Genomic DNA, 20,501 nt, shown 5'->3' on the forward strand with positions numbered 1-20,501 from the left:
GCGCTAAAAATAAAAAGGGATCAATAATATAGAGAAAGTATAAAGATAAAAAACCATCAAGAATAGTGGGGGACAACCATTAATAATAGACGAAAAAAAAGACCGCCTAAGCGATCTTTTATTGTATTACTGAGTCAAAAAACTCAAATCTTCTTCAGGGCGCGTGGTAAATACTTCACAGCCATTGTCCGTTACGACCATCGTGTGCTCCCACTGGGCGGATAGCTTGCGATCTTTGGTAATCGCCGTCCATTCATCCGGTAAAATCTTAGTCTGCCATTTGCCTTCGTTAATCATAGGCTCGATGGTAAAAGTCATGCCGGTTTTTAGCTCAAAGCCCGTACCTTTTTGTCCATAGTGCATGACTTGCGGCTCATGGTGGAACTCATTACTGATACCGTGACCACAGAACTCACGCACGATACTAAAACGCTCAGGCTCGACCACTGCTTGGATAGCCGCACCAACATCGCCCAAACGCGCGCCGTTTTTGACCACGCTCATACCAGCATATAGGGCGTCTTGTGCTACTTTGCAGATACGCTGCGCCATGATGGAGCCATTGCCGACGATCCACATTTTTGAGGTATCACCATAATAGCCATCTTTAATCACGGTCACATCGATATTGATGATGTCGCCGTCTTTTAGCAATTTATTTTCGGATGGAATACCGTGACAAACCACGTGGTTAATCGAGGTACAGATAGATTTTGGAAAACCATTGTAGTTAAGCGGTGCAGGAATAGCTTGTTGCACATTAACGATATAATCATGGGCAATTTGGTTCAGTGCTTCAGTACTGATGCCCACTCTGACATGCTCATCAAGCATCACAAGGACATCGCTGGCAAGTTTACCAGCCACGCGCATTTTTTCTATGGCTTCAGGAGATTGAATAAGAGATTTTTTAGTCATCATCGTCGTACTTATAGTTATAGAATTTAGGTCATCAATTATAGCATAAACGCACAAGTTGCTGCTTGAATGCAAGTTATTGAATATTTCAATCGTATTGATATTAAATGACTTTATATACGCTAATGTGACTATATAGTCACTAGGATATAGCTGCTAATGTCAAAAAAAAGTTGAATGTTACAGAGTATATAAGTATTGTAATTTTGTTCGCTAAATGATTTAGCAGACCTCTTTATAGCTTTGTGCAGGATGCAAGAGATAAGGCAATATAAAGATAGAATCACGTTTACAATAACAAGGATGTTGTTATGACTCTAAAACCCTCTCTGCGCGCTGTGCTAACGCCGAGCGCATTTTTACCGTCATTAGGTGCCATTGTCACCGGTGCGCTTTTGATGACTATGCAAGCCACCTCTGCTCAGGCGGCTGGACAGTATTATAACTGCGCCAATGCTGACGGTTGCCAGCTCGTAAGTAGTCAATATTTCACCTCAGATCATACCAAAACCAAATACCCAGTGGTACTCGCACATGGTATGGCAGGGTTTACTAAAATGTTCGGCTTAGTTGATTATTTTTATGGTATTCCTGAAACACTCATGAGCGGTGGCAGTCAAGTATATACCACAAAAACCTCCTCTTTTAACAATAGCGAAATTCGTGGCGAGCAGCTTTTACAGAAAATAAAAACCATCAGTGCCATTTCAGGCAGCCCAAAAGTGAACTTATTGGGTCATAGCCAAGGTGGTATTGATATTCGTTATGTCGCTGGCGTGGCACCAGAATATGTTGCTTCTGTCACTGCGATTGGCAGTCCAGAGCAAGGATCAAAAACGGCGGATGCTGTTATGCGAACGCTTTCTGAGGATAGCTTGGCTACCCAAGCGGTATCTGTGTTCTTTCAGCTATTCGGTGGCGTTACGGATGTCGGTTCAGGTACGAGCCCGACAGAACTCAATAAACAAGAAGCTTGGAATACAGCTGTCGCGTTATCAACTGATGGTGCTGCCAAGTTTAATGCTAAATTTCCTGCGGCGATGCCGACCAGCTATTGTGGACAGCCTACTGGCACTGAAGCCAATGGTATCAAGTACTACTCATTTAGTGGTGTTGGGCAAATAACCAATGGTCTTGATCCTAGTGATTATATGCTCGCGCTGACAGGAACAAGTTTTGACAATGATCCAAATGATGGCTTGGTATCTGCCTGCTCAAGCCGACTGGGTTATGTGATTCGAGATGATTATCGTATGAATCACTTAGATTCAGCCAACCAGCTTTTGGGTTTGACCGCATGGGGGCAGCCTGATCCAAAAACCTTGTATCGTGATCAAGTCAATCGCTTGAAAAAAGCCAATTTATAGTATTCATAGATGAGTTAGCAGATTCACAGCTTTTATGATTCATAGCTTTTATAGAAAAAGGGTCAATACTAAAATGACCCTTTTTCTTTATCCATTTTTATTTATCATAAATCTCTACATAAACCGATTGATTAAATAAGATATTGTCGTTATGTCAAATAATCGCCGTTCACCCTTATTGTCCATTATTATTGCTGTGATAGTCGTTCTAATAGTAGCGATTATTTGGTGGTTCAAGCCTGTTAACAATAGCAACGCTTTTTCTCAAGCGGATTCTATAACGCTAGACAATCAAGCTAACGCTAATACCGTAAATAAAGCGAGCTCTGATAGCAATATGAGCCAAAAATCGAATCAAAACATAATTAAATTTACCACAGGACTTGAGAGTCTACCGCGTTCCTTGCAAGGGACAGATGTCGATGGTGAGATTATTATTGATGAAAACAAGCAACTGGTCATCACAGAAGGCTTAAGGCGTTTGTTTGATTATTTTTTATCAGCGCTTGGTGAAGAAGAGGAATCAGCGATTTACGCTCGCGTAGAGAGTTATATCCGCAGTCATACGCCAGAGCCAGCCGCCAGTCAAGCGGTGGCTATATTTGATCAATATGTGGCTTATCTCAAAGCCATACCTGAGATTGAGAAAAAATACGGTACGCTGCAATTGCAAGCGACCCAAAGTGGCGAGCTAGATTTAAGTGTCGTCGCTCAGCAGAAACAAGATGTCGCTAGATTGCGCCAACAGCATTTTGATAAAGACACCATTATCGCTTTCTTTGGGACAGAAGATGAGTATGACGACTATAGTATGGAGATGGTCAGAATCAGTCAGAATTCTCAGCTGTCTGAGGCGCAAAAAGATGCCGCAAAACAAGATTACATCAGTCGTATGCCAGACAATGCAACCAAAACCAATATCGCCCAGCAAGCCAATCTAAACGAGCTGATGACGCGTACAGAGCAAATGCAAGCAAAAGGTGCCACACCTGAAGCGCTGTATAATATGCGTCGTGAGCTGGTCGGTGCACCAGCGGCAGCACGCTTAGCGCAAGTAGATCAAGCAGACGCTAGCTTCGATAAGCGTTTCAAGCAGTACCAAGCACAAAAACAGCAGCTTCTAAAACAAAGCGTCAATCAATCACAAACGCAATCACAAGCTCAAATCAATCAAATCGAGCAGCAACTGTTCAACGACTCTGAACGCAAGCGCTTAACAGGTTATGCCGCCCTACAGCAGCAGAAAGCTGCCGATACAAATTAACCAAAAAGACAGGCTATAGATATGAATTTAAAGGTAAGTAAAAACCGTAAATATAGCTTGATAGGCTTTTAGCCAGTAAAACAATTCTTAAGAATCAGACAAAAGATTATGTGTTAGCAGTTAATAACTGGCTTAACAAGGCATGTTAGCAAAAATACCGTAAAATGGTACAAATATAGCGTTAATTGGTACTCAATCTATCATGATAGGCTTATGAGAAATAGGCATAATAGCCCCATTGTTTAGACTAAAGAAAACAACAAATTGATCAGAGCAAACGCTACTAATTAAAAAATAAACAATGAATATCTTATTTTGTATATTAATATTTGAAACTTATAGGAGTTTATATGAAAAACATGACTAAAATGATGATGGCTGCGACTCTTGCTGTAGGTACGTTGGCTGCTGGTTGCCAGACTGCTCCTATCGTAACGGCACCTGTGACTCAACCAATTACTGCTAATGCACTACAAGCATATGATTGGCAGCTTGTTGATGCAAAGCGCGCAAATGGCGATAAAGTCACTCAGCTATTCTTTGATCCAGCCAAACCACTTACCCTAAAATTCTTCAAAGACAACGGCAATGACCGTGTTGCGTTTGTCAATACTTGTAATAACATGGGTTCTAATTATAATGTTGTAAATGGCAATGTTGTATTAGGCAATGTTCTATCTACTATGATGGCATGCCCTGAGCCACAAGCCAGCTTTGATACAGCGACGCTTGCTACAGTACAAGGTAAATATAGCATCAGCACCAACGCAAACAACACACCTATCTTGACCATCAAAAATAGCAGTCAAGTCGCTCATTTTAAAGCGGTTACTAAATAATATAGATAGTCAGTTACTACCGTTATATTATAACCGTATATAAAAAATGCCTCACTTAGCAGTGGGGCATTTTTTCGTCTAAAATTTTTGTTTAAAAAAAGAGACCAATCTGCGTTACACTAGCGACATCACTGTTCCTAATGACTTATATTTCATTTAGCACTCTTCTTCTTGATATTATTAATAGTAAGTTGCACGTTTTAAATGGCTCTATAGGACTTTATCTTATGTTAAAAACCGCTGTCTTAAAACCGACTGTTAATATTCGTAGGCGAAACAGTACTGTTCCTATTATCATACTTTCAATGCTGGCGGTATTAACAGGCTGCCAGACCATGCCAACTGCTTTGTCCAAAGCGCCTAGCACTATGGCTATGAATAATCCGCTCACTATTGGCATGCCAGCAATAGATCGACAAGGCTATATTGCTTATGTAGAGGAGCAAGGCGTGGGTGCTGCCAAGGTCTCGACGCTATATCGTATCCGCCCCGATGGTAGCGGGCGTCAATTGATTGATCAGCTAAATGGCTATATCTACGCGCCTGCGTGGTCAGCGGATGGTCAAATGCTCGCTTATAGCAAACAAGCCGCGCGCCAGCATCCAAAGATTTATATTTACGATGTCAAAAGCGGTAGTCATAATTTGGTCGTCAATGTAGAAGGTAGCAATTTATCACCGTCATTCTCACCCGATGGCAAAAAGCTGCTCTATAGCTCAACTGTCGGCGGCAATGCCGATATCTATGAGATGCAGCTTAGTGATGGCATTACCAAACAGCTTACCACGCTACCGAGTACTGAAGTGCAGCCAAGCTATGCCAGCGATGGGCAGAGCTTTGTCTATACCAGTGATAAAGTCCGCGCTGGTCGCCCAAGCATTTATCGTTATAGCTTTGCAACGGGCAACGCCGCGCTGATATCGACGGGAGCCTACGCTGCTAGTCCTCAGCTTAGCTTAGATAGTCAACGTTTGGCATATCTTAATGGTCGTAAGGCGTCAGTAATGATGCTTACCACCAGACAAGTCATCAATCTGGCAGAAACGGGACTTGATGAGCCAGCGCGACTGTCGCCTTCTGGGCAATACGCCATCTATCCGACGCGTCAGTCAAATTTGGGTGGACAAGTAGGCGGTCAAAGCAGTCAAAGTGGCGGCAGCTTGGTTATCCATTCTTTAGCAGGAAATACCAGTTATGCGATTAGCAGTAAAACGGGCGGAGTAGTGCGCTCACCAATTTGGGGTCGTTAAGCGATTTTTTTAACTTAAAGGTAAATATCATGGCGCATAAAAAGAAGAACGTCCGCAAAAAACTCTGTCCTGTCTGCGAGCGCGAATTTAGTTGGACTAAAAAGTTGGATAAAAACTGGGAGAGCATGGTCTATTGCTCCGACCAATGCCGCCGCGTGAAGAAATATGAAGGATTGGCTCGTCAAAAAGAAGATAAATAGGCAGTAATAACTAACCATAGATATTAGATATACGGCACAAGGGAGCAGACGATGGCACACAAAAAAGTAAACCTACCGCAAAAAACCTGCCCCGTCTGCCAGCGTCCTTTTGCCTGGCGCAAGAAGTGGGAGAAGGATTGGGCACAGGTGATTTATTGTTCGGAAAAGTGTCGGCGGGGGAATGGTAACGATTCGCCTATAGTTAAAGTAGAATGAGATTAGTTCTTTTGTCAATATTTCTTGGATGATATACCTATTTAAATAACTATCTATATTATAGTTAATTTGAGTATTTCATAAAAATGAAATTTGGATACGCTGATGATTATAGAAAATACCGCTTTGTCTATTTTATTAAGTGAGCCAGTAACCAAATTGGCTAACTGGATATTTGGGAAAGCTTTAGTAGCTACTAAAAATAGAAAAATAAAAGATTCGCTACAAGGCTTGGCTGAGAAAATAACAGATGTTGCAAAAGTAAAAACAATATATAAAAATGATTCTAGTATAGACTTACATGAATTTTATATTCCAACTAGAGTAAGGAATATAAACATTAAGATTAATAAAATAATAGATATTGATAAAAAAAATATTATTATTGAAGGAACAGTGGGTCAAGGTAAGTCCATATTTATGCGGTATTTAACTTATCAAGAGGCTAAACTAGGTAAAAGAATACCTATTTTCTTAGAACTGCGTAAACTTGAGAATAATCAGAGTTTAGAAGATGCAATCAGCTCTACTATAGCTGAATGGATACCAATATTTTCTAAAAAGAATTTTCATGTGTTAGCTGAAAGTGGAGATTTGTTTTTATTTTTAGATGGTTTTGATGAAGTAAGTCGTGATAATTTAAAAAGGTTACTGAACGAAATAGAGAGATGGCATAGGTATTACCCTAAAATGCAAATGGTAATTAGCTCTCGCCCGGGAGATGATATTCAAAATATCAACGCTTTTAAAGTATATCAGTTAGATCCATATAGATACCCTGAGCAAAAAGCATTAATAAACAAGCTGGTTCAAGAAGAAGATGCTAGAAATATCTTAAAAAAATCAATTGAGGAAAGTCCTTCTGATATTAAAAGCTTAATAACAACTCCTTTAATGGTGACTTTATATGTCATGATATACAGGGCGCTTTCTGAACTGCCTAAAACCCAAAGTGAGTTTTACAAGAACATATTTTCTATATTGTCAACTCGTCATGACAAAACTAAACCTGGTTATAAGAGAGAATTTAGTAGTAAGTTAAGTGAGTCCAAGCTGCAAAAGATATTTGAAGAATTTTGCTTTATGAGTTTTAAGAAAGATGAGTTAATATTTAGTTACCCAAGAGCAGTTGAGATAATTGATATTTGTATAAAGGACAAAGATATTCAGGCAGATCCTAGTAATATTCTTCAAGATTTTTCTAAGGTGGTTTGCCTTCTACCAATAGACGGTCTCAACTATACTTTTGTGCATAAAAGTATTCAAGAATATTTTAGTGCTAGTTTTATAATAGGTAAATCTGAGGCTTTTAAAAGTAGTTTCTATAGTAGTTATTTAACTAAATTCGCAACATACTCTAAAATGAAAAGTATTATAGATTTTCTTAAAGATGGAGATGAATATAGTTATAATAAATATTATAAAATACCATTTTTAAAAGAATATATAGATTTTTTCGAGATAAATCAGTACAGTAATAAAATTATAGATAATATTCTTATAGAAAATAATGTCCACGATAAATTAAATATTAGGCTAATTACGAAAGGATATATAACGTCAGTACAAGTAAGATATCCAAAAAATATCCAAAAAATATCCAAAAAATATCCAAAAAATATTTAGTCATATTACCAACGTAGTAGCGAAAGAGCGTAAAATTAGTCATAACTATGGTTTGCATGATGCTCCTACTGAAGGACTAATAAATATGGGTTATGTATATTTAAAGGATTCTCTTGATGAAAATGAACTCCTTTCGTTGAAAGGATATATTTTTGAAGAAAGTAGAGAATTGCTACATTTGTATGAAGGTCTTGAAAAATATATAGCTATACAGGAAGACTATGAATATTAATGTTATTGACCAGATCGTATCAGTGATTTGCCAACGTTAGCAGTTTAATAGCACAAATCTACTAGATTTTCCAATAGAATTAAAATCGGGATTGGCTGCATAAGCGACCAATCCCGTCTCAAACACTTCTGTAGAAAGTTATAAATAAAATTAAATCTACAAATTCGGATTTAACCACTTCTCAGCAGTTTTTATATCCCAGCCTTTACGTTCAGCATAACTCTCTAACTGATCACGACTGATCTTACCGACGTTAAAGTACTCACTATCAGGATGCGAGTAATAGAAGCCGCTGACTGATGACGCAGGCCACATCGCATAGCTTTCAGTCAAGGTCGTACCGATGGCATCGCCCGTACCAAGCCATTCAAACAGTTTGCCTTTTTCGGTATGTTCAGGGCAGGCAGGGTAGCCAGGCGCAGGGCGAATACCAACATATTTTTCTTTAATCATCTCATCATTGGTGAGTGACTCAGTCGGCTGATAGCCCCAATACTCTTTACGAATCAGCTCATGCAGATGCTCGGCAAAGGCTTCGGCTAAGCGGTCGGACAAGGCTTGTACCATAATGGCATTATAGTCGTCACCAGCCGCTTTATACTTCTCAGCCAGCGCTTCTGTTCCAACGATCGAAACGGTAAAGCCGCCAAGATAATCCGTGTGCGTATCCGATGGTGAGATAAAATCTGCCAAGCTAAAGTTTGGCTTACCACTGGCTTTGTCACTTTGTTGGCGCAAATGCTCAAATTGATATTCTGCTATGCCACCCTTAGTCGGTGCTTTATCATAGACAGTGACAGTATCCGCGCCAGTACGGCGCGCAGGCATAAGCTTAAACACCCCTTTGGCCACGAGTGATTTCTCATCGATCATCTTTTGCATCAGCTCATTGGCATTATCAAATAAATCACGTGCCGCTTCGCCGACCACGTCATCTTGCAATATTTTCGGATATTTACCCGCCAGTCCCCAAGAGATAAAGAAAGGCGTCCAGTCGATATAAGGTAATAGATTGGGAATCGGGTAATCATCTAGTATTACTTGTCCTAATTTATTAGGCGTAGGTGGCACATAGTTATCCCAATCATACTGAAAGCCAATCTTGACCGATTCGGCATATGTGACCTTCGCCGCCTTTGGTTGGCGCTTAGCCAGACGCTCACGTACCTTGATATATTCTTCGCGGGTTTCATCAATGAGACCTTGGCAATGCTCTTTTGACAGTAGCTTGGTCACTACGCCGACAGAGCGTGAGGCATCCGCCACATAGATGACACCATTATTTTGGTATTGTGGTTCGACTTTGACCGCCGTATGTGCTTTTGAGGTCGTTGCACCACCGATCATCAAGGGCAAAGTCATGCCGCGCTCTTGCATTTGCTTAGCCACATAGACCATCTCATCAAGGCTTGGGGTAATCAGACCTGATAAGCCAATAATATCGACTTTCTCAGCTATCGCGGTATCGAGGATTTTCTCACAAGGTACCATCACGCCCAAATCGACAATATCATAGCCATTACAGCCAAGTACCACGCCGACGATATTTTTACCGATATCATGGACGTCACCTTTGACCGTTGCCATGAGGATTTTACCTTTCTTTTCACCCTCGACTTTTTCAGCTTCAATGTACGGGTTTAGCCACGCGACGGACTGTTTCATGACGCGCGCAGATTTTACTACCTGAGGTAAGAACATTTTACCGGCACCAAATAAGTCGCCGACGATATTCATACCGTCCATCAGTGGTCCTTCGATGACCTCAAGTGGGCGCGGATATTTCTCCCACGCTTCTTTAGTATCCGCTTCGATAAAAGTAGTAATACCTTTTACCAACGCATGAGCAATCCGTTCTTCGACCGTACCTTCACGCCATGTCATATCGACGGTACTGTCTTTTTTCTTACCGCCATCTTGATAGTTTTCAGCAATGGTCATCAGGCGTTCGGTGGCATCTTGCCCAGTTTCGCCTTGATTGCGATTAAGCATCACATCTTCGATGGCATCGCGTGCCTCGACAGGAATGTCATCATACAGCTCAAGCATGGCAGGGTTGACGATACCCATCGTTAAGCCGTTTTGAATCGCATGATAAAGGAATACAGAATTGATGGCTTCACGAATCGGATTACCACGGAAACTAAACGAGACGTTAGAGACACCGCCTGAAACCATCGCATTTGGCAGGTTTTCTGTAATCCATTTGGTCGCGTTAATAAAGTCGGCACCGTAGTTATTGTGCTCAGTGATACCGGTAGCAACTGCAAAAATATTAGGGTCAAAGATAATATCTTCAGAAGGGAAGCCTACTTCATCGACCAACACATCATAGCTGCGTTTACAAATTTGAGTTTTACGCTCAAAGGTATCCGCCTGACCATCTTCATCAAATGCCATAACAATAATGGCAGCACCGTAGCGCATACAGAGCTTGGCACGCTCGACGAACTCAGCGTGACCTTCTTTTAATGAGATAGAGTTGACGACACATTTACCTTGAGTGCGCTTCAAACCTTCTTCGATAATGTCCCATTTCGATGAATCTAGCATTAACGGCACACGGCTGATATCTGGCTCGCCTGACACGAGGTTAACGAAGTGAATCATCGCTTGTTTAGAGTCAAGCATCCCTTCGTCCATATTGATGTCGACGATTTGTGCGCCGCCTTCAACTTGGTCACGGGCAACGTCAAGCGCCTCAAGATAAGCTTCGGTTTTAATTAAGCGTAAGAATTTCTTCGAACCCGTAACGTTGGTACGTTCACCAACGTTGACGAATAGACTGTCACCGTTGATGGTAAATGGCTCAAGACCAGATAAGCGGCAGGCAGGCGGAATCTCAGGAATGATGCGCGGTGGGTAATTTGCTACCATATTAGCGATTTGACGGATATGCTCAGGTGTTGTACCACAACAGCCGCCGACGATATTTAAGATACCAGCTTTGGCAAAGCCTTCAAGCAGTGCAGCTGTTTCATCGGCAGTTTCATCATATTCGCCAAACTCATTGGGCAGACCGGCATTTGGATGCGCAGAGACATAAGTATTGGCAATATTCGATAGCGTTTGGATATGGGGTCTAAGCGCGTCTGCACCGAGCGCACAGTTAAAGCCAACGGATAGCGGTTTGGCATGACGAATGGAGTTATAAAACGCTTCAGCCGTTTGCCCAGATAAGGTACGACCTGACGCATCGGTAATCGTCCCTGAAATCATAATTGGCAATTCAAATCCGATATCATCAAACACGCCTGTGACAGCAAAGATTGCTGCTTTGGCATTGAGCGTATCAAAAATAGTCTCAATCAAAATGATATCAACGCCACCTTCCATTAGCGCCAAGGTTGCTTCGCGATAGTTCAGCACCAATTCATCAAAGGTAATATTACGAAAGGCGGGGTCATTGACGTCAGGTGATAGCGAGCAAGTACGCGATGTCGGACCAATAACCCCAGCGACAAAGCGTGGTTTTTCTGGATTCTTCGCAGTGTATTCGTCAGCGGCTTCACGTGCGATTTTAGCAGCCGTTTTATTTAGCTCAGGCACGAGATATTGCATATCGTAGTCTGCCATCGACAGCCGCGTACCATTAAAGCTATTTGTCTCGATAATATCAGCGCCGGATTCCAAATGCGCCAAATGAATCTCTTTAATCATATGCGGCTGCGTCAGCACCAATAAATCATTATTGCCGCGGACATCTTGCTTAATATCAGCAAAGCGCTCACCGCGATAGTCCGCTTCCTCTAATTTATAGTTCTGAATATGCGTGCCCATGGCACCATCTAGCATCAAAATCCGTGCTGTCATTTGGTCTGTAATGCGCGCTCGCGCCTTTAGCTGCTGATCCTTATAAGGGAATACAGCAGGCGGCGTCAATATAAAGTCATTGGGATTAGCATTTGGGTTACTGGCGTCAGTTAGATTGATTGAAGAGGTATCAGTTTGAGAACGGGCTGTTGGAGTCATAGGAGCGCTGCTTATGGAGTCAATGTTATAAAAAAGAAGAGGAAAAAGTCGTTATAATTTTTAATAGAGAAGACGTCAAAACCATCAATGCCAGTAAAAAATAGTAAATAAATACAGATGATTTTAGCAGAAAATATATTGCCAATGTCAGGTTATCAAAGTCTATTGCATAAAGCGTGTGAGCACAAATGAATATCATTTATCTTTAGGGTTACAGAAAGCTTTACTTATGATTATAAACGTAAAAGTATCACTTTATAATGCAAATACAGATTACATGCACACCACAAAAAGTAGCGTAAATAGCCGTTTACGCCACTTAAGGATATGTTAATTTAATTTCAGAAGGATTGATGTTTCATAAGCGGTGCTTATTAGTAAGGGTTGATGATTTTATTTGCAAGTTTGCCTATATATTATTTTTCATGGCTAATCATGCATTATCAAATCAGTGATTATATCGTTAAGCGTTGCTGCTAAGGAAAGCCAATCTCATCTGACCTACCAGATAAAAACCAACAGATTATAGATATTTACTCATTAAGGATAATATTATGAAAATCATCAAAATCGCTGCTATTGGTATTTTAGCTGTTTCAATTGCAGGTCTAAGTGCTTGTAACAATATGATGCCAGCCAAAAGCGCTCCTATGAAAGCGCCCATGCATAGCCAATCCATGGCAAAAATGAATGTAGTACAAATTGCCCAAAGCAATCCTGACTTCTCTGTACTCGTAGAAGCTGTCGTTGCCGCTGATTTAGCGGGCGCGCTCTCTAATCCTAATGCCAACTATACGATTCTTGCGCCAACCAATGCTGCCTTTATGCAAGCGTTACAAGAAAATAACATGACCAAAGCACAGCTCTTTGCCAATAAACCACTATTGACTAAAATCTTAAGCTATCACGTGATTAACGCTGCAGCACCTATTTATGCCAAGGATGTTAGACCAGGCAATATAACCATGCTAAGCATGGACACGCTTATGGTCACAGCCCAAGGCAAATTGATGGATGAAAGTGGACGTACAGCAAATCTTTTAAAAACGGACATTACTGCCAGTAATGGTGTGGTACATGTGATTGATAGAGTTCTAATGCCTAGATAGTCTTTTGGCAAGGTTTTATAAACTAGCCATTATATGCGTATAAGATCAATCGTTTAAGAGCTGTTCTACGCAGCTCTTAAATTCGTTATAGATTCAGATAACGAAACGCCTGTGTTATATACGTGATTGCTACAGTGCTACTACCTAAGAATATATCAATTAAAAATCAATCAGTTAATATTGTAGATGATTTCAGATAACGTCCCTTTAAAGAATGTCATATTCTAAACAGTATTGTGCATTTTAAAAAAAACTGTTTATGCAAAAATTATTACTTATCGAATCAGTACTTATCAAATTGTTATTCACTCAATAGTTATTAATATCAAAGGAATGTCTTATGTTAAAAAAGAACTTACTATCTATCGCCGTTGTGGCGGCAGCAATGTCATTAGCAGCTTGTAACGATAAAGAAGTCGTTGCTGAGCCAGTTGAGCCAGAAGCAACCACTGATGTAGTCGTTGAGCCAGAAGTCGCAGCTGAACCAATGGTTGAAGCGGATGTTGCCCCTGAAGCAGCAGCTACGCAGACTATTGGTGAGATGGCAGCTGGCAATAAAGACTTGACCATCTTGACCGCTGCACTACAGGCAGCTGGACTTGATTCGATGCTGATGGCTGAAGACAAGTACACAGTATTTGCACCTACTGATGATGCATTTGCTGCTTTATTGACTAAATTGAACATTACCAAAGAAGAATTACTTGCTGATCAAGCGACGCTAAAAAGTGTGCTTCCATACCATGTCGTACCTATGGTTGTAAAAGCCGCTGATATTCCTTACGGTACTGCGATTGAAACTGCGAATGGTCAAACCATCACGATTAGTGATGCCAATGTCATTACAGATTCAAATGGTAATACCGCCAACATCGTTGGCACTGATATGATGGCAACCAATGGTGTAGTGCATGTAATTGATACAGTTTTATTGCCTAAATAAGTTTTGGTTAATAGACTTACTAAGTCTTTCTTGTAAACAGTAAATGATGTAAAAATACCTAAAGCCCAGCCATTGAGTTGGGCTTTTTGCTGCCTATTAATTGCTGCTAATAATTTGAGTCGATGCAATGTAAAAGGAATCCAGTAGTGCCTTATGACATTTGTATTTCTTTTATTTAGGACCGAATATAGTAGAAAAGAGGCAAGAGCGCACATACAAAAAAGCCCAAGACAATGGTCTCGGGCTTTTTTAATAACTGGCTAGTAGGCAAATACTTTACAGAGGATTAACGATGCTCTTTATTTAAAGGATCTTGTGCCGCTATTCTTTGTTGCTCTTTTAGATGACGCTCTTCCCAATAAGGCGCGTTTTTGATACCGAATTTTGCAGGATCAAATGTATAGCGCGTTACACCAGCTTTACGCTGTGCTTCATAGTCTTTAAGCATGGTAAGCGTCGGACGTGCCACAAAGAAGATAACAAGAATACCAACAATATTGAGCCAAGCCATAAGACCAACACCAATATCACCAATTGCCCAAATATAACCGGCTGAGTTAAGACCACCATAGGCAACCATCACCATGATTAGGACTTTAACTAAAAATAGACCAGTTTTGTTGGCACCGCGACCGATAAAGCGCGTCAAGTAAGCAACGTTCACTTCAGCGATGTAGTAGTAAGCCAAGATGGTTGTAAAGGCAAAGAAGAAGACGGCGATAGCGATAAAGGTATTACCAAAACCACCATAGACAGATTCCATTGCCATTTGCGTAAATGCTGGAGCGTTGATTTCAGTCGTAGCCGCTACATTCTGGACGATGAATTGACCATCTGGTAATGTACCTTGGATGTTATAAGTACCCATCGTTAAGATCATAAATGCAGTAGCAGAACAAACCAGTAACGTATCAACGTAAACCGAGAAGGCCTGTACCAAACCTTGCTGTGATGGATGCTCAACTTCAGCAGCAGCAGCAGCGTGAGGACCTGTACCTTGACCGGCTTCGTTAGAGTAAATACCACGTTTTACACCCCAACCAATCGCTGCACCAAAACCTGCTTGAGCAGTAAACGCATCACCAACGATTAAGCCAAATACTTCTGGAATCATCTCAAAGTTAGCAAACATGATGATCAGTGCAAGGATAATATAGCCGATTGCCATGAAAGGAACCGCATACTCGGTAAACGTTGCGATACGCTTGATACCACCGAAGATGATGATACCTAATACCACAAGAATAATACCCAATGCTACTAACCGCATAGAGCCGACTTCTAAGGCTCCAATGTTAACGATAGAACCTTCACCCATTACCTGCGCGAAAGCACTGATAACGCCGTTTGCCTGTACGCCTGGTAGGAACATACCACAAGCAAGGATAGATGAGATTGCAAAAAGGATGCCGTACCATTTTTGACCAAGTGCACGCTCAAAATAGTAAGCAGGGCCACCGCGATATTCGCCAGTGATTACATCTTTTTCTTTGTAAATCTGAGCCAGTGTCGACTCAACATAAGCAGTAGATGCGCCTAGGAAAGCAACTACCCACATCCAAAATACAGCACCAGGACCACCGAAGCCGATAGCGGCTGCTACCCCTGCGATGTTACCCATACCCACACGACCAGCAAGCGAGACGGCAAGTGCCTGAAACGATGAAATGCCTTGTTCACTAGATTTACCAGTAAATAGCAATTTGATCATTTCACCGAATAAACGTACTTGTACAAAGCGCGTCATGATGGAATAAAATAGACCTGCGCCCAAGCATAAGTAAATTAATGCGGGGCTCCAAATAATTCCGTTTACTAAATTGACTAAACCTTCCATATATCTATTCCTTCAACTGTCTCAAAATGACTATATATGAGGATGCATAGAGTGAGTTAACGGTTTAATATCCTTATTAAAGCCAACCACTCAAATTATCTGCATGTACTTAAACAATGATTCAAGCTTCATATGTACATAGTCACCAAGAATGGACTGTAGTTGTCTGTGTTTATCCGCTTGGTTTATTATCAAAGTTTGGCTGTATTTGCTCATCTCTTGATATCATTTATATATAAATATCAATCGATTGGCGATGGTTGCCATCTTTTTACTGTCTCTTTACTTTGGTAATCCGTCATCCTGCCATAAACATAAACGCTGTTATAAATAAACCAGTGGATAAAACAGGCGGTTATAATTTTAAATACCCATCATCGCGATGGTATTCAGCTTTCTATGAGCAGTATCGGCTAAGTACAATTGCGTAATAGAGTCATAAAGCGATGATTTATCTGTCTATTAATCCTTTTAAATGATAAATAAACGAATCGCTAGTACTATGAAGAAAATAAGTCCACTACCAAATGTATGCAAACCGTACAGCTACGTAACTGCAATTTGCCATATTTTTTACCCAATTACTAGAAATTTCTTCTTAGCGGCAGCCATATATATGTTATGGCAAGCTTTATTATGGCAACAAGTACCGTAGAATATGGCATAAGGTCGATTTATCTCAGTTTGGATGATTTTTCAATAATTTATGTTATATAGATACATAGTCAAAACAGAGCGAGAGATTATGCTACAAGTCGTTGCTTGCGGTTGTGTTTTGGTAACGATGAATTGTAAAAAAAGCGTTATAGCGCCATTATTAGCACAACATATTGTAGGCTACAAAATATAAGCTTATATAGTCATGGTATTGAAGTCAGTATCAAAAAAAGCAGTCAAAAGCCATTTTAAAATCTTGTTATCAGTTGTTTGATATTTATCATTATTAGGAGAATCCACAATGACCCGTAAATCCATTGTAAAACCCATCTTGCTATCAGCTGTATTAGCCATGTCTACTGTCGGCTTGACAGGTTGTGGTTATAATAATCTTCAGGCTCAAGATGAGCAAGTGACGGCTTCGTGGTCAGAGGTGGTCAACCAATATCAACGTCGCTCGGATTTGGTGCCAAACTTGGTAAAAGTAGTGCAGCAGTATGCTAAGCAAGAGCAGGAAGTCTTTACGCAAGTGGCTGAAGCCCGCTCACGCGCTGGTGGTATCACCGTAACGCCAGAAGTACTCAATGATCCTGAAGCGATGGAGCGTTATGCGGCGGCGCAAGAACAGATGACGGGTGCACTATCACGTTTGATGGCAGTGTCTGAGCGTTATCCTGAACTGAAATCTGATGCGCTATTCCAAGATTTGCAAGCGCAATTAGAAGGTACTGAAAACCGTATCGCCGTCGCTCGTAACCGCTATATCCAAGAAGTACAGGGTTACAATACGACCGTACGTCAATTCCCAACCAATATTACGGCAAAAGTATTTGGGATGAGTGCTAAACCAAACTTTAGCGTCGCGAACGAAAAAGAGATTTCTACTGCACCAAGCGTGGATTTTGACAATGGCGACTCAAAGACGGCTCAATAGCAGCAAATCAATAATGATGAATCATGCGTTTATTTCACGCCGGTATGCTTCATCTATTAAACGAATTGTGTAGCCGTCTTAGCGTTTCTTACTGGTATGAATAGGTTGCGTCTAATATTAAATATAAGCGTCTCTTAAAGCCTATTTATATCGTTAAGCCATTAAAAACAGGTAGAGCATCAAGTACTGATTAATTAAATACTTACTGATTGCCGCTCTACCTATTAATTTAGTAAAGATTTGACTTGAGGTGGTATACAGTTAATGACTCATTTAAAAACACCCCTAGCAGCGTTGTTATTCGCCCTTACTATTGGTAGCGCGTCTACATTGCATGCAGCGCCCGATGACAGTACGCTTGCTGCCGATAGCACCACGCAAAATCGCAGTGTGGAAGACTTAGTGGCTATTGCAAAAGCCGCTGAATCCAATGAAGCTATTAATGATGCTGTTTTAGGCAATGAGGCGATTAACGAAACCATACTCGGTAATGAAGCTATCAATCCTAATGCATCCAACAATGAGGGCGTGGCAGAGGCAAATGCGACCAAACGTCCCCCTGTCAAATCAACTGCTGACAGTGTCGATGCGGACAAACTGATTTTAAACAGCCCTGTCATCGACCAAGCTAATATCTTAAACCCACAAGAGAAGCAGCGCTTAGAAGCACAGCTACGTACAATTTATCAGCAAGGTTTGGCACAAGCAGCAGTGGTGATTGTCCCAACTACCAATGGCATGCCTATCTTTGATTATGCCTTGCAAGTTGCTGAAAAATGGCAGCTGGGTAGTAAAGACATCGATGATGGCTTGCTTGTGGTTGTCGCTGTCAATGACCGTGATATGTATATACTGACAGGTTATGGACTCGAAGGTGTACTGCCAGATGCGGCGGTCAATCGCATCATTCGAGAGGATATTACCCCATTATTTAAGCAAAATAATTATGGAGCAGGGATATTGGCAGGCGTAACAGCCTTACAAAATCGTTTATCTGCTGATCCTGAAGTGCTTGCTCGTGCCGATGCGCAGGCAGCTGAACGTACTACCCAACAAGGCTCAGACGAGCTGCCATCTCCTATTTTTCTATTCATCATGGCGATGATATTTGGTAGCTTTATTACCAGTATATTTGGTCGAGTATTCGGTTCTGTACTGACGGCCGGTGGTTTTGTTGCAGGCTCACTAGCATTGGGCGGTGGTCTATTTATGACCATCATCATGGCGATATTTTTATGGCTGTTCTTGATTTCACGCGGCGGCGGTAAAGGCGGGTCTGGCGGCGGTAAAGGAGGTAGAGGCGGTGGTATGATATTCCTACCGGGTATGGGCGGTGGCGGTGGCTTCGGCGGCGGTGGTTTTGGTGGTGGCGGCTTCGGCGGTGGCGGTGGCGGTTTTGGTGGTGGCGGCGCTGGCGGTTCTTGGTAAGCATTAGCCCGTTGTTTTTCAGTGGCTTCATAGCTACCTAGTAAAGACACTAAATAACCATTAGTAATGACGTACTTGAGGAAATAGTATCATGGCAGAGAATAACGCTTCAAAATCCAGCTTTGCCCGCTGGTGGCGCCAAGTCTTATTTATCCCCGTTTTGCATAGTAAATGGTTGACGCCCGCGGCAAAAGCTCGGTTGACAGAGCGGGTGACACTTGCTGAGCAAGGTCACCGCGGCGAGGTATTTTTGATCGTAGAAAATCATTTGCCTATTCAAGAGGCCTATCATAGCGACTGCCGTGACCGTGCGATTGATTTATTTAGTGAGTATCGAGTGTGGGATACTGAAGAAAACACTGGTGTGCTGATATACGTCAATGTTTGCGAGCATAAGCTTGAAATCGTTGCTGATCGTGGTATCAGTGCCCATGTTAGCCCAACAGTTTGGCGCGCAATGTGTGACAAAGCGGTAGTCGGTATTGCCAATCAGAAGACAGAAGAAAGCTTGACTGAATTGCTCGATGAGGTTGGTCAAGTACTGCGCCAGTATTATCATCTGGAGCAAAACCCATCAGGTAATGAGTTGTCTGATACGGTGGTTTTTTTAAAATAAACCCAGACGGCCATCAGCATGGAAGATTACACTAAACACTTATCGCTATATTTAATAAATAACCGATATACAACGCCAATACTGGAATATTATGATTGATCTAATAAAAAGACTGCCAAAAGCAGAACTGCATTTACATATTGAAGGCTCGCTCGAGCCTGAGCTTATGTTTAGATTGGCAAAAAAGAACCAGATAGAGATTCCTTATAAAGACATAGAAGATGTGCGTAATGCTTATAACTTTACCAATCTGCAGACGTTTTTAGACATCTATTATGCCGGTGCCAATGTCTTGATTACGCAGGAGGACTTCTACGATTTGACATGGGAGTATATTCTCAAATGTGTCGAAGACAATGTCATTCATACAGAGATATTTTTTGATCCGCAGACGCATACGGCAAGAGGCGTGGCGTTTGAGACAGTCATAACAGGCATCAAACGTGCACTGGCTGATGCCAAAGCACAATATGGTATTACCTCTTGTATTATCATGTGCTTTTTACGGCATTTATCACAAGAAGAAGCGTTTGAAACGTTAGAGCAAGCATTGCCATTTAAAGACGACATTATTGGTGTCGGTTTAGATTCTTCAGAATTAGGCAATCCGCCATCGAAGTTTATAGAGGTATTTAAAAAGGCAAAAGAGGAAGGCTTTAAGTTGGTTGCCCATGCTGGCGAAGAAGCGGATTTCTCTTACATTTATGAAGCGTTAGATTTATTGGATATCAGCAGAATCGACCATGGCGTGCAATCTATCAAAAGCGCTGAGCTGATGCAGCGTCTAAAAGATGAGCAGATGCCGCTCACCGTGTGCCCGAATTCTAATATCGAGTTGAGAGTATTTGACACCTATAAAGAGCACAACATCAAAGAGCTGCTAGATTATGGTCTAAACATCACTGTCAACTCAGATGACCCTGCTTACTTTAAAGGCTATATCAACCAAAACTTCATCAATATCAGTGAGAATTTGCCATTAACAGAAGATGATATTATCACCTTGGTAAAGAACTCTTTTAGATCGTCATTTATCAGTGATGAGCTAAAGCAGCAGTATTTGGACAAAGTCGATCAAGCGGTAGGTTAATGG

17 protein-coding genes are annotated in these 20,501 nt (G+C 41.3%); 14 read left to right on the forward strand and 3 right to left on the reverse strand.

What is annotated here, in order from left to right; translation table 11 throughout:
* Nucleotides 1-126: 126 nt before the first annotated feature.
* Complete coding sequence (gene map, locus FQ082_RS09130) at nt 127-918, reverse strand: type I methionyl aminopeptidase (RefSeq protein WP_379607884.1); 792 nt, start codon at nt 916-918, stop codon at nt 127-129.
* Nucleotides 919-1,229: 311 nt separating this feature from the next.
* Between map and FQ082_RS09135 the strand changes: the two genes are divergently transcribed.
* The 8 genes from FQ082_RS09135 to FQ082_RS13025 all read left to right on the forward strand — a co-directional run bounded on the left by FQ082_RS09135 (nt 1,230) and on the right by FQ082_RS13025 (nt 7,912).
* The gene (locus tag FQ082_RS09135) at nt 1,230-2,285 is read left to right on the forward strand and encodes a lipase family alpha/beta hydrolase (RefSeq protein ID WP_149492865.1); all 1,056 of its coding nucleotides are present in this window, start codon (nt 1,230-1,232) and stop codon (nt 2,283-2,285) included.
* Nucleotides 2,286-2,436: 151 nt separating this feature from the next.
* On the forward strand, nt 2,437-3,549 hold the full coding sequence (locus FQ082_RS09140; RefSeq protein ID WP_149492866.1) for a lipase secretion chaperone: 1,113 nt from the start codon (nt 2,437-2,439) through the stop codon (nt 3,547-3,549).
* 350 nt (nt 3,550-3,899) lie between these two features.
* A complete protein-coding gene (locus tag FQ082_RS09145) occupies nt 3,900-4,388 on the forward strand; it encodes an META domain-containing protein (protein ID WP_011512813.1) in 489 nt (162 codons plus the stop codon).
* A 227-nt stretch (nt 4,389-4,615) separates the two neighbouring features.
* Nucleotides 4,616-5,638: a PD40 domain-containing protein gene (locus FQ082_RS09150; RefSeq protein ID WP_149492867.1), complete on the forward strand. Its 1,023-nt coding sequence runs from the start codon at nt 4,616-4,618 to the stop codon at nt 5,636-5,638.
* A gap of 29 nt (nt 5,639-5,667) precedes the next feature.
* Nucleotides 5,668-5,838, forward strand: coding sequence for a DUF2256 domain-containing protein (locus FQ082_RS09155; RefSeq protein ID WP_149492868.1), 171 nt, complete (start codon nt 5,668-5,670; stop codon nt 5,836-5,838).
* A gap of 51 nt (nt 5,839-5,889) precedes the next feature.
* The gene (locus FQ082_RS09160) at nt 5,890-6,054 is read left to right on the forward strand and encodes a DUF2256 domain-containing protein (RefSeq protein WP_149492869.1); all 165 of its coding nucleotides are present in this window, start codon (nt 5,890-5,892) and stop codon (nt 6,052-6,054) included.
* A 105-nt stretch (nt 6,055-6,159) separates the two neighbouring features.
* A complete protein-coding gene (locus FQ082_RS09165) occupies nt 6,160-7,680 on the forward strand; it encodes an NACHT domain-containing protein (protein ID WP_149492870.1) in 1,521 nt (506 codons plus the stop codon).
* A gap of 85 nt (nt 7,681-7,765) precedes the next feature.
* Nucleotides 7,766-7,912: a hypothetical protein gene (locus FQ082_RS13025; RefSeq protein WP_188018935.1), complete on the forward strand. Its 147-nt coding sequence runs from the start codon at nt 7,766-7,768 to the stop codon at nt 7,910-7,912.
* A 156-nt stretch (nt 7,913-8,068) separates the two neighbouring features.
* On the opposite strand, the gene metH is transcribed toward FQ082_RS13025, so the two are convergent.
* The gene (gene metH, locus FQ082_RS09170) at nt 8,069-11,884 is read right to left on the reverse strand and encodes a methionine synthase (RefSeq protein ID WP_149492871.1); all 3,816 of its coding nucleotides are present in this window, start codon (nt 11,882-11,884) and stop codon (nt 8,069-8,071) included.
* A gap of 554 nt (nt 11,885-12,438) precedes the next feature.
* Between metH and FQ082_RS09175 the strand changes: the two genes are divergently transcribed.
* Together FQ082_RS09175 and FQ082_RS09180 are read left to right on the forward strand one after the other, a co-directional pair.
* Complete coding sequence (locus FQ082_RS09175; RefSeq protein ID WP_149492872.1) at nt 12,439-12,993, forward strand: fasciclin domain-containing protein; 555 nt, start codon at nt 12,439-12,441, stop codon at nt 12,991-12,993.
* A gap of 340 nt (nt 12,994-13,333) precedes the next feature.
* Nucleotides 13,334-13,936 carry a fasciclin domain-containing protein gene (locus FQ082_RS09180; RefSeq protein WP_149492873.1) on the forward strand — a complete coding sequence of 201 codons (603 nt, stop codon included), beginning with the start codon at nt 13,334-13,336 and terminating at the stop codon, nt 13,934-13,936.
* A 286-nt stretch (nt 13,937-14,222) separates the two neighbouring features.
* On the opposite strand, the gene FQ082_RS09185 is transcribed toward FQ082_RS09180, so the two are convergent.
* Nucleotides 14,223-15,773 (reverse strand): alanine/glycine:cation symporter family protein, encoded by a 1,551-nt coding sequence (locus FQ082_RS09185; protein ID WP_020442782.1) that lies wholly within the window; start codon nt 15,771-15,773, stop codon nt 14,223-14,225.
* A 958-nt stretch (nt 15,774-16,731) separates the two neighbouring features.
* On the opposite strand from FQ082_RS09185, the gene FQ082_RS09190 reads away from it, so the two are divergent.
* The 4 genes from FQ082_RS09190 to FQ082_RS09205 all read left to right on the forward strand — a co-directional run bounded on the left by FQ082_RS09190 (nt 16,732) and on the right by FQ082_RS09205 (nt 20,498).
* The gene (locus FQ082_RS09190) at nt 16,732-17,364 is read left to right on the forward strand and encodes a LemA family protein (RefSeq protein ID WP_149492874.1); all 633 of its coding nucleotides are present in this window, start codon (nt 16,732-16,734) and stop codon (nt 17,362-17,364) included.
* Nucleotides 17,365-17,628: 264 nt separating this feature from the next.
* On the forward strand, nt 17,629-18,792 hold the full coding sequence (locus tag FQ082_RS09195; protein ID WP_149492875.1) for a TPM domain-containing protein: 1,164 nt from the start codon (nt 17,629-17,631) through the stop codon (nt 18,790-18,792).
* A 91-nt stretch (nt 18,793-18,883) separates the two neighbouring features.
* Nucleotides 18,884-19,408: a TPM domain-containing protein gene (locus tag FQ082_RS09200; protein WP_020442785.1), complete on the forward strand. Its 525-nt coding sequence runs from the start codon at nt 18,884-18,886 to the stop codon at nt 19,406-19,408.
* Between the two features lie 91 nt (nt 19,409-19,499).
* Nucleotides 19,500-20,498 (forward strand): adenosine deaminase, encoded by a 999-nt coding sequence (locus FQ082_RS09205; protein WP_149492876.1) that lies wholly within the window; start codon nt 19,500-19,502, stop codon nt 20,496-20,498.
* Nucleotides 20,499-20,501: the final 3 nt, after the last annotated feature.

Source organism: Psychrobacter sp. ANT_H56B (assembly GCF_008369245.1).
In the GTDB taxonomy this organism is placed as follows: domain Bacteria; phylum Pseudomonadota; class Gammaproteobacteria; order Pseudomonadales; family Moraxellaceae; genus Psychrobacter; species Psychrobacter cryohalolentis.

What these genes read in the sequence shown, in the direction of transcription:
- map (WP_379607884.1), bottom strand. Translation starts at nt 918, where the DNA reads ATGACTAAAAAATCTCTTATTCAATCTCCTGAAGCCATAGAAAAAATG.
- FQ082_RS09135 (WP_149492865.1), top strand. Translation starts at nt 1,230, where the DNA reads ATGACTCTAAAACCCTCTCTGCGCGCTGTGCTAACGCCGAGCGCATTT.
- FQ082_RS09140 (WP_149492866.1), top strand. Translation starts at nt 2,437, where the DNA reads ATGTCAAATAATCGCCGTTCACCCTTATTGTCCATTATTATTGCTGTG.
- FQ082_RS09145 (WP_011512813.1), top strand. Translation starts at nt 3,900, where the DNA reads ATGAAAAACATGACTAAAATGATGATGGCTGCGACTCTTGCTGTAGGT.
- FQ082_RS09150 (WP_149492867.1), top strand. Translation starts at nt 4,616, where the DNA reads ATGTTAAAAACCGCTGTCTTAAAACCGACTGTTAATATTCGTAGGCGA.
- FQ082_RS09155 (WP_149492868.1), top strand. Translation starts at nt 5,668, where the DNA reads ATGGCGCATAAAAAGAAGAACGTCCGCAAAAAACTCTGTCCTGTCTGC.
- FQ082_RS09160 (WP_149492869.1), top strand. Translation starts at nt 5,890, where the DNA reads ATGGCACACAAAAAAGTAAACCTACCGCAAAAAACCTGCCCCGTCTGC.
- FQ082_RS09165 (WP_149492870.1), top strand. Translation starts at nt 6,160, where the DNA reads ATGATTATAGAAAATACCGCTTTGTCTATTTTATTAAGTGAGCCAGTA.
- FQ082_RS13025 (WP_188018935.1), top strand. Translation starts at nt 7,766, where the DNA reads ATGGGTTATGTATATTTAAAGGATTCTCTTGATGAAAATGAACTCCTT.
- metH (WP_149492871.1), bottom strand. Translation starts at nt 11,884, where the DNA reads ATGACTCCAACAGCCCGTTCTCAAACTGATACCTCTTCAATCAATCTA.
- FQ082_RS09175 (WP_149492872.1), top strand. Translation starts at nt 12,439, where the DNA reads ATGAAAATCATCAAAATCGCTGCTATTGGTATTTTAGCTGTTTCAATT.
- FQ082_RS09180 (WP_149492873.1), top strand. Translation starts at nt 13,334, where the DNA reads ATGTTAAAAAAGAACTTACTATCTATCGCCGTTGTGGCGGCAGCAATG.
- FQ082_RS09185 (WP_020442782.1), bottom strand. Translation starts at nt 15,773, where the DNA reads ATGGAAGGTTTAGTCAATTTAGTAAACGGAATTATTTGGAGCCCCGCA.
- FQ082_RS09190 (WP_149492874.1), top strand. Translation starts at nt 16,732, where the DNA reads ATGACCCGTAAATCCATTGTAAAACCCATCTTGCTATCAGCTGTATTA.
- FQ082_RS09195 (WP_149492875.1), top strand. Translation starts at nt 17,629, where the DNA reads ATGACTCATTTAAAAACACCCCTAGCAGCGTTGTTATTCGCCCTTACT.
- FQ082_RS09200 (WP_020442785.1), top strand. Translation starts at nt 18,884, where the DNA reads ATGGCAGAGAATAACGCTTCAAAATCCAGCTTTGCCCGCTGGTGGCGC.
- FQ082_RS09205 (WP_149492876.1), top strand. Translation starts at nt 19,500, where the DNA reads ATGATTGATCTAATAAAAAGACTGCCAAAAGCAGAACTGCATTTACAT.